Genomic DNA, 12,252 nt, shown 5'->3' with positions numbered 1-12,252 from the left:
ATAATATATCCAGTGGGAATTTTAGCGGATACTGCACTCGATACATATATGAATGATTTTTATTCTAAATCGAATGAAGCTAGCCAGATTCTTAAAGAAATCGAAAATAATCTAAAAGAGGGATCAAGGGAAAAAGTATGCTCTAGGCAAAGAGAGGCTGCAAGATTAGGCTTGCTAGCTAATAAATCATTAATTAAAGCCTTTGAAATTGAGGGAGCTGATCCACCAATGCAAGCAATAAAGGCAAGTCAACAAAGATGGGAATCTATTTTGAATGAGTGTTAAAGAAAGTCAGTAAATCTATAAATCTTTTTAAATTTGCATCCTTACAGATTTACTAATTAAGGGTATTTCAGGCTCAATTCCACAAATACATTGAGAAATCGAATAAATAAAAATACAGAGCATAAATATAAAAATAATTGAGCCTAATTCAACTATGGGAAATATTCTCAAGAGGTATGAAATTATTATCAAAGCTATATCAATAAGTAATGCTTGGCATGAGTTATATCTAACAAAATACGGGACTTTTGGATTTCTTGCTAATCCAGCAAACAAAATTAAAAACAATAAAAAACCACCAAAAGGCAAAGATTTTTCAATTATTGCTATTGGAAAAGTTAGTAATAATAATATTTTTAAAAAAGAATATTTATAGAACAAATAATATCCAAAAGGTATTGATGCCTTTAACGGCAAAGTATACAAAAATACTGATGAAATTCTCTGGAATATCTGATTCAATATATTGTTAGAATTTATACTCATATTTTAACCTAATATTTCTGAAATTAATTTAAGACTTTGCCCCCAAAATGTTAACTTTTGCAGATGGTCATTATATATTGGATAATTTATTAAGGTTAATAATTCAAAATGCGTATACTTCACACAATGTTAAGAGTTGGAGATTTAGATAAATCCATAGATTTCTACGTCAATAGATTAGGAATGAATTTATTAAGAAAAAAAGATTACCCTCATGGGAAATTCACTTTGGCATTTGTTGGCTATGGTTCAGAAAAAGAAAACACCGTAATTGAATTAACTTATAACTGGGACAAAAAGTCAGAAGACTATGAACTTGGAGATAAATATGGTCATATTGCTATTGGAGTAGAAGATATTCATCTTATTTGCCAAGGATTAGAAAATAATGGCTGTAAAGTAACAACCAAACCAAAAACAATGAAAAACAGTACAACTGTCTTGGCTTTTATTGAGGATCCTGATGGATATAAAATTGAACTTATTGAAAGAGATTAAAAGCTCGGAAGTTTTTAATTACTATAAAAGATTATTTAAAGATAAGGAATTCTTAAAAAATTAAACATATTACTTTAAATAATCTATTCTAAGTCTATATAGATTAAGTAGACAATCTATTTAGATTTATATATCATAGAATTATCGTATAAAGCTTATGCCTAGTAATTGGTCAAAGATAAGAGATGAATGGCTTGATAGAACCGCCGTAGCGAAAGATGATGCTAAATGGGCATTAGAAGCTTTAATCAATTCTGAAGAAGAGTTTTTTAAAATAGAGCAAAAAATAAAGAATAAAGAGGACGCTATAAGCCAAGTAAAATTTTTGAAGAGAAAAGTTAAAGAAACTATTTCCTCAAAAGAAATTAGTCTCGATGATATTGCATTAAATACTTCAAATTCAAACAAAGTGCAGATCTCTGTACCATCGAATCTTACTTATCTTTTGAAAGTTTGGGCGGCAGCAGAGGGCCGAGATCTATCGAGTGTTGCTTTTCAGTGTCTAGAAACTGGCATAAGGGAAATGAAAAGCAAAGGTTCGATTCCTTCAATAGCAATAAATAGATATGATTCGGCCTGTCAAAAAAGGATTGCACTAGCAGAAGTTAACAATTTATTGGAAAAATACGAAATAGCTCAGAATGAAATCCAATAATTATGAATAAAAGAAAAATTAAAAAAGAATATAAAAAATTCATATCATCAAGTTTTAATGAAGTTAATAATGCAGATAAATTCAAAGATGGAATAATTTATACTCTTTATTCTGATGAATTTAATTCACTTAAAGTTGGTTTTGCTGAAAATGATAAGGTCCTAGAAAAAAAAATATCAAGTGAAGCATTAATTTTATTGGATATGAAAAAAGGCAATAGGAAAGATCTATTTTTATTAATAACCACTCTAAAAGAACTAGATTTTAAATATTCAGACAATCTTTCTTTCGAATATTCAAGTCCTCTAATGAGACACTTATCTACATTAGGCTGGCCTATTGGAAAATCACTTTATAAACAAAGAAAAATTACAAAAGAACTTTTATGTGCATAAATTTAAATGTAATCGCACTCTAAAGTTTCTCTGGTGACTCTATTTGTGAATGGATTAGTACCAGAAGCACTTTCACAAAATTTCCTGACAATATCTTTTGGTAAAAAAACATTTGTGAAGTCTGCCCCTTGGATTTTTACATTTTCAAACTGTGTACTATAAGCAAAAGAATCCTCTAAGTTAGAATTTGATAAATCTGTTCCATCTAAAACAGCTGAATCTAATGTTACTTCTCTTAAGTTTGAGTTACTTAAATTAGTATCTTTCAGTTTTGCTCCATAAAGAGTCGCATTTTGGAGCTCGCAATCTGATAAATTTGCGTCTTGTAAATCAGTCAAATAGAAAGTTGCTCCTTTCAAATCAGATCCAGAAAAATCTGCGCCTACCAATGATTGTTTACCATAATCTAATGCGGCAAAACTTCTAGAAGGAAGAATTAAAAAAATCATTAAAACAGTTATAATTACAAGCCTCATTTTTTGAATAGTATTTCAACAAATTCTAACTTCTTAAGCTGAAATCTAAAAATTAATTATTTACTGAATGCTATATTTATTTAAATAACTAATCAAGAATTAGGTTTTGGATATAAGTCCTTATGATGCAATTGTTGTTGGTTCTGGTGCTACAGGGGGAATAGCTGCACTTACATTGGCAGAACAGGGAATTAAAGTTTTAGTAATAGAAGCAGGACCAAAAATTAAAAGGCTTGAGGCTAGCAATTATGAGCCAAAAAATACATTAAAAAGATTATCAGGATTTTTAACAAAAAAACATGCCAATCAATGCCAACATCCTGGGTATTGGAAAAATAATCCTGATTTATATTCAAATGAATTGAAACATCCTTATGAATTCCCCAAGAAAAAGCCCTTCCTTTGGACTCAAGGTAAACAATATGGGGGTAGATCATTAACATGGGGAGGCATAACATTAAGACTTTCTTCAGAAGATTTTCAACCAGCAGAAAAAGACGGATTTGGACCAAACTGGCCTATTTCATACGATGAAATATCCCCTCATTATGATTTCATTGAAAGTCTATGTGGAATCTATGGACGAAAAGATGATATTAAGGAAGTCCCAAACGGTAAATATATTGGTGACATCCCTCTTACAGAAAACGAAAATATTTTTGGCCGCAAAGTAAAATCAAAATTAAACTATCCATTTATCCAATCAAGAGGATTTGACCGTAATTCATCAGTAAAAGAAAAAAAATGGCCCAAGTCCTCTAGTTTAGGAAGCACTTTTGAAAAAGCTTTTAATACTGGTAATGTGCAAATAATCTCTAATCACCTAGTGGAGTCTTTTGAGATTAATAAGATAACAGAGCTTGCATCAAAACTAACGATCGTAAACTTAGAAAATGGTCACAGAGAAGTATTAAATTGTGATTTAATTCTTCTTTGCGCATCAACAATTTCAACCCTGAGAATACTATTGAACTCAGAATACGAATCAAATTCCTCAGGTTTTAAAGATAATTCTGGAAAATTAGGTAAATATCTAATGGATCATATATCTATCTGTAGATTTTTTTCAGTCCCAAAAACAAAAAGCTTAGATAAACCATCAGATAATCCTCCTAATCTTTCTGGAGCAGGCAGCTTCTTTATTCCATTTGGTTCAAATTTACCAGAAATTGACGACATAAATTTCCATAGAGGTTATGGAATCTGGGGGGCAATTGATAGATTAGGGTTACCTAAATTTTTGCAAAAAGACGAAAACACATCCATTGGCTTTCTTATCGCCCATGGCGAAGTTCTTCCTAGAGAGGAAAACTCAGTTTCTCTCTCAAGAAAAACAGATGAATGGGGTATCCCAATTCCCTACATTGAATTCGAATGGAGCGAGAATGAGTTAAATATGGCAAAACATATGGAAATCACAATCCGAAAATCAATAAAAGCTGCAAATGGAGAAATAAAAAATATTGATGAACTAATAAATATCCCATTAGGGAGTTTATTTACAAAAAATTTAATTGCACTTTCAGGTAGTCCCCCTCCCCCAGGATATTACATACATGAAGTTGGAGGAGCACCAATGGGAACTAATGAAGAAAATAGCGTGGTTGATAAATTTAATAGAATATGGAGATGCAAGAATGTACTTGTACTAGATGGAGCGTGTTGGCCAACTTCATCTTGGCAAAGCCCTACACTTACAATGATGGCCTTGTGTAGGAGAGCGTGCCTAAATGTTAAAAAGATTTTGAAGGAGTAAAAAGTTGATTTAAATAAATCTCTGAAACAGAATTATCAGTACATCCGTTTTGAACCAGAAAAGTTGCTAATGCTGAATTTATAAGCTTGTATTGATCCCAAGTTGGGTTACTTAATACAAAATCTTTCATAGTGTTATAGAGAGTTTCTGAAAGCTCTGTCTCTAAAGAGACTTTATTAGAAGAACACTCGGTAAGTTTCTTATCATTTAAATTTGGTTGGCTAATTTGGTCCATAAACTTTTTTTCTACATCACTATGATTATTTGTTTTTTTCTAAATGTCAAAAAAAAATATGCAAGATAACTTTTAAAATTATCATATGAGACTCATGTTATAAATTAAATTTTGAAAAATATACTTTTTAAAAAAGGAAATTGGTAAGGGCTTCAAAAAAAGTCAACAATAATGTTGAAGTCCTGTTTTTTGTGAAATATACTGGCATTCCTAATCCAATGTGGATTTGGACGTGGAAAACGACCTTTATATTGTGGAAAATTCAATTCAAAATACTTTGAAGATTTTATATTAAGAATACTTATATATAGTGAGTCTATTAAGACTTAGTCGAGAAAGAGACAGATGATTCAGTTATTTTCAACGGATTTTCTTAAGATTTGATCTTCATTAGGCAAGCGAAGCGTGACAGGGCCCAACGGGTGTTTTGAATTTGGATAAACACTATGGTGATGGTGATGGTGATTATGTTCATGTTGATGAGCCTCGACATCTTCATGTTCTGGGTAATCGCCTTCTCCTAGGTTTGACTTTTCTTGTTTATGAGGTGGGATTTGATTTTGTATTTCACAAGCACCATTGCATTCAGGATCACATAAATCACAGCTTATACCCAAACCTTGTACATGGTCATGATGACTTTCTTGTATCATTCCTACTTCTTTTTCAAAGCCAAATAAATTTGATCTATACTTACAAGTTGAGCAATTCATAAAATTCTTATCCTCGTTATTAAGAATCTCTTCAATCCTTTCTACAAAAGTATCGACAACATAAGACTGTGATGAGAGATATTTTGCATGTATAAATGAAATATGTGGATTATTAATCGCGACCAAATCACTTTGCCTTTTTATTCTTGTGACAAGCACTCCTGAAAAAAGGAAATAAGGGAAAATAATTATATTCTTATAACCAAGTCTCACAACATTTTTCAAGCCAGGTTCAACAAGAGGGAAAGTTACTCCAGAAAAAACTGTTTCCCCCCACCCTAAACCAATACCCTCTACGATCATTCTCGTAATTTTTGAAACATTGGAATTAGCGTCTGGGTCAGAAGAGCCTCTTCCAACAACTACTAATAATGATTCTTCAGGTTTGAGAGTATTATTTTGTTTAAATACATCTTTCACTCTTTCACAAGCTGCACTAATCATTAAATTATTAATACCTAATTCTCTTCCATAAATTATTTCAATACCTGTTTTACTTGAATAATTCATGAGTAGGCTAGGAATATCGTTTTTTACATGGCCAGCAGCAAAAAGCATCGCGGGTATTGCAATTACTTTTTTTATAGACTGACCTCTTAACTTGTCTAAAGCATCAATAAGAGAGGGTTTGGCAAATTCCAAGAAACCATATTCAACTAAACTAGATGGATATCTTTTTTGGATGAGTTTAGTTAATTCTTGAAATTCAGCAATGGCTAGTTTATTTCTACTCCCGTGTCCACAGATAAGAATCGCGACTTGATTATTTAACTTCGAATCTAAATTATCCAAAATTAAGTTATTACTTATACCATAATAGTAAAGAACAATATTCAGTAGTGAAAAATAATAATAACTTGCTTGAAATTCCAAATATTAACTCAAGGGACGCAAAGTTAAAGGAATTAATTTATGACATTGATGATTCCTTATTTAAAAATGGTAATTACATTAAGGAAAAATTCGAGCATCTTTGTGTATGTAGTGGAGGTACAACCTCTAGCTGTGCTAAAAATGGTTTTACGACTCTTGATCTAAGAAAAAATTACAGCAAAATTCACCTAGACAGAAAAAGCAATTTAGTAACAATTGGTGGTGGAGTAATAATGGGGGATCTAATAAATCATTTACAAAAACATGATCGAAGTTTTCCTATTGGACTTTCTAAACTTCCAGGAGCTGGCTATATACTTACTGGTGGAGTAAGTCCACTTAGTAGAGCCCATGGATTAGCTATTGATAATATTGAATCTATTAAAGGCTTCTTGGGTAATGGCACATTTATCTCTTTAAAAAAAAATCAAATAAATCCAGAAAAACAACTAATTTGGGAAGCGATTAAAGGAGCCGCACCCTTCTTCTCAATTATTACCGAGATAGAACTTAAGACTTTCCAATCTAATCCAATTAAGGTTATTGAAGGATTTGTAAATCTAGCTGAACTTTCAGAAATAATAAAACTATCAGAGGAATTTCCAGAAAATATTAGTCTTCAATGGATTTATGCTCAAAAAATTTACGTATATGTTTTTGCTGAACTAAAAAATAATTTAGAGGATAAAAGAACAGAAAAATCCTTAATGCCTCTAGACAAATTTCCCGCTTTAGAAAAAAGATTTTATGAGAGCTTTAACAAAATAAATTTCTTCCCGAAGGAATTGAATTTATATGAGCTTAATGCAAAAAACCATTCTGAGGTAATTAGTCTACTTGGAGAAGATTTAAAAAATGATATCCCAATTTTTATAAAATGTTTGAATGAAATAATGGACAATAAGCCTAATGATTCCTGTTATGTTGCTTCTCAACAACTAGGGTGCAAAACTAAAAAGTTAAATAATGGCTCAAGCTTTTTTGTTCACAGAAAAAGCACTTGGAAACCATGGATATATACATCATGGAAAAAAAATGATCTTCAAGAAAAGGAAGTGGCTTTGAACTGGATTTATAAATCGTGGAGTAAACTAAAAAGGTTTTATCCAAATATTCACTTGGCCCAATTGCATAATCATTTAAATTCTCATGAGGAAGAACTTACATTAGCTTTTGGAAATAGAATGAATGAATTAAAAACTTTAAAGAATATTTTTGATCCGCAAGGTATTTTGCCTCCTTTATAAGGTAACTTCATAAATATAGAGAAAATTACGATGTCAAATTTTTCAAGATATTTTTCTAAAAATTGGTTAGATGATCCAAAGTCAAATATTCTCTCTGGCTTAGTTGTTGCTTTTGCAATGATCCCAGAAGCAATTGCTTTTTCAGGTATAGCTGGTGTAGATCCTAAAGTTGGCCTTTTTGGTGCATTTTGCTTATCTATAACAATTGCGATTGTTGGAGGAAGAAGAGGGATGATCACTTCTGCTACGGGTTCAACAGCTCTTTTGATGACTGGACTTGTTGCCTATGGAGAATCACGAGCCCCTGGGTTAGGAGTTCCATATCTTATTGCAGCTGGAATATTAACTGGAATTTTCCAAATTCTTTGGGGATATTTAAGACTTGCCTACCAAATGCGATTCGTGCCAACAGGAGTATTAAGTGGATTTGTAAATGCACTGGCTCTTTTAATATTTCAGGCACAACTACCTCAGTTAGGAATAGGTATTAAAGAATCAAAAGAATTGGTTGAAGAAACTTTAAGTCAATATCCAGTCAACTCTCAGATTCCAGTAGTTTGGATTCTCGTAATCCTAGGATTAGTAATTATCTATGGGCTTCCAAAAATCACAAAAGTAATTCCATCTCAACTTATTGCAATAGTAGTAATAACTCTTATAAGCATATTCTTTAATCTAGATGTCCCAACAGTTAGCGATTTGGGTAAATTACCTGATGGATTTCCAAGTATTTCTATTCCTTTTGGGTCAATAGAAAATGGGAAAGTACCTTTTAGTCTTGAAACATTAGGGATAATTTTACCGACCTCACTTGCAATATCTCTTGTTGGTTTAATGGAAACCTTTTTAACTCAAGACATTTTAGACGATGTAACTGATACAAGTTCTAATAAAAATAAAGAAGCAAGAGGGCAGGGGATCGCAAATATCGTAGCATCTTTATTTGGTGGGATGGCTGGATGTGCCTTGGTTGGGCAATCTGTAATGAATACTGAGAATGGTGGTAAATCTAGATTATCAACCCTCTCCTCTGGTATATCTCTACTAATTATGATCATCCTCTTGAAGTCTTGGATTGGAGCGATACCAATGGCTGCTTTAGTAGCAATCATGATAACGATCGCAATAAGTACAGCAGATATAAATGGATTAAAAAATATTAGAAAGATACCTAAAAGCGATACTGCAGTCATGCTCATGACTTTTGCAGTTACTATGCTTACAAAACCTCATAATCTTGCACTTGGAGTTATTGCAGGAGTTGCATTAGCTGCAATTCTTTTCAGCAGAAAAGTTGCAAAAGTTATAACTGTATCAAGAGCAAAAGAAAATAATTTAACTACCTACAAAGTAAAAGGACAATTATTTTTTGTAAGTAAAATATATTTTTTACAAGGATTTGATATTCATGAACATCCAGAAAATATTTTAATTGACATGTCTTTAGCTCATATTTGGGATCAAAGTGGCGTTGTTGCACTTGAGCAAATTATTAGAAAATTCCAGAATGGTGGTTCTAAAGTTGAAATTGTAGGGTTAAATAAAGAAAGTCTTAACTTATTTGAAAGACTAGGTGGGATGGAAAGCGCTCATTGAAAAAAGTTAATTAAGACTAACTTGTTGATAACAAAACCAAAGCCATTGTTGAAAAAGCAAATTCCTATGGGATCTCCAAGCAGTTTTTGAACTATTTAGATCAAAATTTTCGGGTGGAGGAACATTTCCCTTTTCTTTGTCTCTTTCAATTTCACTAATAATTCTATGCACCGTATATTCAGGATGACCTAAATGCATAAGTTGTTTTTGATCATTAGATTCAAATATTGTATATCCAACATCTTCTCCATAAGCCAACAAATTCAATTTCCCTTCTTTTTGGGCCTTCTCCATTTCCAAATCTGGTAATCCAGCAAATCTACTTTGAGGACAAATAAATTCATCATCTTGTGTCCCCATCAAAGGGTGTCCAGGGACAAGACTTTTTAAAGGGAATACCCCAAATAATTTTCTATCAAAAACTTGCTTATCAACCCCTGCCAAATAAGCCAGAGCAAAGCCAGCCCAACATAATCCAAGAGTACTTGCACAAGAATTTCTGGCTTCATTTACAATTTTCACAAATTCATCCCAGTACTTAACCTCCTCAAAGGCTAGTTGCTCAATAGGTGCTCCAGTAATGATGATTCCATCTAAAGGTTCTGGATTATTTGCTTCTTCCCAAGTTATGTATAGATTATTTAGATGATTAAGATCCCATGTTTTATAAGAGTGAGTTTTAAGCTTTATCCAAACTGGCTCAATTTGAAGAGGAGACAAACCAAGTGGATGTAGTAAGTTAAATTCATACTGCTTGCCAAGAGGCATGATATTTAAAATACCAATCCTAAGAGGACGTATATCCTGTCTTTTTGCCAATTCTGGTTCTATCCAAGATATATGATTTTTCTCAACATCACTAATCTTGTGATAGTTACTAGGAATTATTAAAGCCAATAAATCTCCTTTCCTATGTGATTTGTGAAAGTGCTTGTTCGAAATCTGCTTTTATATCATCAATATGTTCAATTCCTACAGAAACTCTTACCATCGTAGGAGTCACACCTGCAGATAATTGTTCTTCTTCAGATAATTGCTGATGAGTTGTTGAAGCAGGATGTATTACTAATGTTTTTGAATCCCCCACGTTAGCAAGGTGGCTCGCCAATTTTAAGGAGTCAATAAATTTTACTGCATTTTCATAACCCCCATTTAAGGAGAACATAAGCATGCAACCCATTCCCCTTCCAGTAGTATATTTTTTAGCACTAGAGTAATATGGATCAGATTCTAGGCCAGGATAATTAACACTACTTACATTAGAATTAGAATCTAACCATTTTGCTAATTCAAGAGCATTGGAAGTTTGTCTTTCTATTCTTAAACTTAGAGTTTCCAAACCCTGCAATAGCAAGAAAGAATTAAAAGGACTTTGAGCTGATCCCCAGTCTCTGAGGCATTCAAGTCTTGCTCTTAACGCAAAAGCTATATTTCTATTATCAGGTACTCCCAAAGATTTGCAGATATCACTACCGAAACCGAAAGCGTCCCAATGAACGAGCCCATGATAAGCAGCGCTTGGCTCACTCATTAATGGGAATTTACCATTTCCCCAATCAAAGGTTCCGGCATCAACAATAACTCCACCGATGCTTGTTCCATGTCCACCGATCCATTTTGTTGCACTTTCTACAACAACATCGGCTCCAAAATCAATTGGTCTTATTAAAGCACCACCAGCACCAAGGGTATTATCCACTATTAGAGGAATTCCATTCTCCTTCGCCAAAGCGGAGAGTCCCTCAAAATCTGGAATATTGAACCTAGGATTACCCATTGATTCGACATATATTGCTTTTGTTTTATCATCAATTTTATTTCTAAAACTATCGATACTATCACCATCTGCAAATTTAACTTCTATTCCTAATCTTGGGAATTGTACTTTAAATTGATTATAGGTCCCACCATATAGAAAAGATGTAGAGACAAAATTATCCCCTGCTGTCATGCAGTTCACTATTGCTAAGAATTGAGCAGCTTGACCTGAGGATGTTGCAAGTGCTGCCATACCTCCCTCCAAAGCTGCCATTCTTTTTTCGAAGACATCTGTGGTGGGGTTCATAAGTCGAGTATAAATATTTCCAAATTCTTTTAATCCAAAAAGATTAGCTCCATGCTCGGCATTATCAAAGACATAGGAACTAGTTTGATAAATGGGTACTGCTCTAGAATTTGTAGTTGGATCAGGCACTTGGCCTGCATGTAACTGAAGCGTCTCGAACTTTTGGTTGCTCAAAATTTTAAAATAATACTATTATCTATTTAACTTAAAAAAGTACAAAAAAAAAACAAAAAAAAGATAAATATTTATAAATCCTTTTTTAATGAGGGGTAATTATCTTTCATATATAAACTCAAATCTTCTTTTATAGCAGATCTAAGTTTCTCAATATTTGCAAAATCGATTATGGGGAAAGTTTTATTAGCCTCAGGATCTTTTTCAGTAATTGATTTCCAATTTTTATTTACATCTTTTTCAGAGTTGTTAAGAACCTCATCAAAATTGAAAACCTTATCATTGTTCTTAGCCTCAAATTCGCTAAAAGCTTTATTTATAAGCTCTTTTCTATTTTCGAATAGATTCTTAGCTTTTAAATTATCTGGAAGACCCATAACTGGTTGTAATTCCTTAAGAAGTTTTATTTCCTCTTCAATTAAGAGTGTCCAAACACCATATTTATTTTTTGGAAGATTAGAATTACTAAAAATATTAATTTCATCTAGGTAAAAATTTAACCATAGATAATAAGATTTTTCTTCAATAGTTTTTTTAACGGATATCTTTTTATTTTGGATCTTTGGGAGTAACTTTTCTGCCTTCTTTAAAAACTGTCTGTCTTCTCTTTCTAAATTTATTAATCCCCATCTTTGACTGTAGTCCCATAATTCTTCGTATCTTGTTAAGTCTTCTTGATTCCAACCAAGAGCTTTAAGTTCATGTGAACGATGTGTTAATTCCTTTTTCAAAAAAAACCTTTTAAACCATAATAATTCTAACCCTGCAATCAAGATTCGTAAATAAATTAAGAACTTT

14 protein-coding genes are annotated in these 12,252 nt (G+C 32.4%); 7 read left to right on the top strand and 7 right to left on the bottom strand.

The features are described 5' to 3' along the window. Positions 1–12 precede the first annotated feature (12 nt). Positions 13–285 (top strand): hypothetical protein, encoded by a 273-nt coding sequence (locus HA140_RS03470; RefSeq protein WP_308788985.1) that lies wholly within the window; start codon positions 13–15, stop codon positions 283–285. 27 nt (positions 286–312) lie between these two features. On the opposite strand, the gene HA140_RS03465 is transcribed toward HA140_RS03470, so the two are convergent. Continuing rightward, positions 313–747, bottom strand: a complete 435-nt coding sequence (locus tag HA140_RS03465) for a Tic20 family protein (RefSeq protein WP_209040231.1) — start codon at positions 745–747, stop codon at positions 313–315. A gap of 132 nt (positions 748–879) precedes the next feature. On the opposite strand from HA140_RS03465, the gene gloA reads away from it, so the two are divergent. The 3 genes from gloA to HA140_RS03450 all read left to right on the top strand — a co-directional run bounded on the left by gloA (position 880) and on the right by HA140_RS03450 (position 2,319). After that, entirely contained in the window at positions 880–1,269 is a 390-nt protein-coding gene (gloA, locus tag HA140_RS03460) for a lactoylglutathione lyase (RefSeq protein ID WP_209039746.1), read from the top strand. A gap of 157 nt (positions 1,270–1,426) precedes the next feature. After that, positions 1,427–1,924, top strand: a complete 498-nt coding sequence (locus tag HA140_RS03455; protein ID WP_209039745.1) for a VHS domain-containing protein — start codon at positions 1,427–1,429, stop codon at positions 1,922–1,924. A gap of 2 nt (positions 1,925–1,926) precedes the next feature. Further along, positions 1,927–2,319 (top strand): LEM domain-containing protein, encoded by a 393-nt coding sequence (locus HA140_RS03450; protein WP_209039744.1) that lies wholly within the window; start codon positions 1,927–1,929, stop codon positions 2,317–2,319. Positions 2,320–2,321: 2 nt separating this feature from the next. On the opposite strand, the gene HA140_RS03445 is transcribed toward HA140_RS03450, so the two are convergent. Next, entirely contained in the window at positions 2,322–2,795 is a 474-nt protein-coding gene (locus HA140_RS03445) for a pentapeptide repeat-containing protein (RefSeq protein ID WP_209039743.1), read from the bottom strand. A gap of 106 nt (positions 2,796–2,901) precedes the next feature. On the opposite strand from HA140_RS03445, the gene HA140_RS03440 reads away from it, so the two are divergent. Beyond that, positions 2,902–4,551, top strand: coding sequence for a GMC oxidoreductase (locus HA140_RS03440; RefSeq protein WP_209039742.1), 1,650 nt, complete (start codon positions 2,902–2,904; stop codon positions 4,549–4,551). On the opposite strand, the gene HA140_RS03435 is transcribed toward HA140_RS03440, so the two are convergent. Together HA140_RS03435 and HA140_RS03430 are read right to left on the bottom strand one after the other, a co-directional pair. Then, positions 4,529–4,786, bottom strand: a complete 258-nt coding sequence (locus HA140_RS03435; protein ID WP_209039741.1) for a DUF2811 domain-containing protein — start codon at positions 4,784–4,786, stop codon at positions 4,529–4,531. The two genes, HA140_RS03440 and HA140_RS03435, sit on opposite strands and share 23 nt — an antisense overlap. A gap of 350 nt (positions 4,787–5,136) precedes the next feature. After that, positions 5,137–6,291 (bottom strand): sirohydrochlorin chelatase, encoded by a 1,155-nt coding sequence (locus HA140_RS03430; RefSeq protein ID WP_374938791.1) that lies wholly within the window; start codon positions 6,289–6,291, stop codon positions 5,137–5,139. Positions 6,292–6,338: 47 nt separating this feature from the next. Here HA140_RS03430 and HA140_RS03425 point away from each other — a divergent pair, with 47 nt between their 5' ends. Together HA140_RS03425 and HA140_RS03420 are read left to right on the top strand one after the other, a co-directional pair. Further along, positions 6,339–7,619 (top strand): FAD-binding oxidoreductase, encoded by a 1,281-nt coding sequence (locus HA140_RS03425; protein WP_209039739.1) that lies wholly within the window; start codon positions 6,339–6,341, stop codon positions 7,617–7,619. A gap of 30 nt (positions 7,620–7,649) precedes the next feature. Then, positions 7,650–9,215: a SulP family inorganic anion transporter gene (locus HA140_RS03420; RefSeq protein ID WP_209039738.1), complete on the top strand. Its 1,566-nt coding sequence runs from the start codon at positions 7,650–7,652 to the stop codon at positions 9,213–9,215. Between the two features lie 6 nt (positions 9,216–9,221). Here the strand turns inward: HA140_RS03420 and HA140_RS03415 are convergent, their stop codons facing one another. The 3 genes from HA140_RS03415 to HA140_RS03405 form a co-directional block, all read right to left on the bottom strand. After that, entirely contained in the window at positions 9,222–10,112 is an 891-nt protein-coding gene (locus HA140_RS03415) for a homoserine O-succinyltransferase (RefSeq protein WP_209039737.1), read from the bottom strand. Between the two features lie 13 nt (positions 10,113–10,125). Continuing rightward, positions 10,126–11,454, bottom strand: a complete 1,329-nt coding sequence (locus tag HA140_RS03410; RefSeq protein ID WP_011376198.1) for an O-acetylhomoserine aminocarboxypropyltransferase/cysteine synthase family protein — start codon at positions 11,452–11,454, stop codon at positions 10,126–10,128. Positions 11,455–11,525: 71 nt separating this feature from the next. Beyond that, positions 11,526–12,185, bottom strand: coding sequence for a hypothetical protein (locus HA140_RS03405; protein ID WP_209039736.1), 660 nt, complete (start codon positions 12,183–12,185; stop codon positions 11,526–11,528). Between the last annotated feature and the right edge of the window lie 67 nt (positions 12,186–12,252).

This window comes from Prochlorococcus marinus CUG1417, from assembly GCF_017695975.1.
In the GTDB taxonomy this organism is placed as follows: Bacteria; Cyanobacteriota; Cyanobacteriia; order PCC-6307; family Cyanobiaceae; genus Prochlorococcus_A; species Prochlorococcus_A marinus_AG.
Note: the sequence above shows the minus strand (reverse complement) of the source record. Positions and strands in the feature narration are given on the sequence as shown.

What these genes read in the sequence shown, in the direction of transcription:
- HA140_RS03445 (WP_209039743.1), bottom strand. Translation starts at nt 2,795, where the DNA reads ATGAGGCTTGTAATTATAACTGTTTTAATGATTTTTTTAATTCTTCCT.
- HA140_RS03455 (WP_209039745.1), top strand. Translation starts at nt 1,427, where the DNA reads ATGCCTAGTAATTGGTCAAAGATAAGAGATGAATGGCTTGATAGAACC.
- HA140_RS03420 (WP_209039738.1), top strand. Translation starts at nt 7,650, where the DNA reads ATGTCAAATTTTTCAAGATATTTTTCTAAAAATTGGTTAGATGATCCA.
- HA140_RS03435 (WP_209039741.1), bottom strand. Translation starts at nt 4,786, where the DNA reads ATGGACCAAATTAGCCAACCAAATTTAAATGATAAGAAACTTACCGAG.
- gloA (WP_209039746.1), top strand. Translation starts at nt 880, where the DNA reads ATGCGTATACTTCACACAATGTTAAGAGTTGGAGATTTAGATAAATCC.
- HA140_RS03450 (WP_209039744.1), top strand. Translation starts at nt 1,927, where the DNA reads ATGAATAAAAGAAAAATTAAAAAAGAATATAAAAAATTCATATCATCA.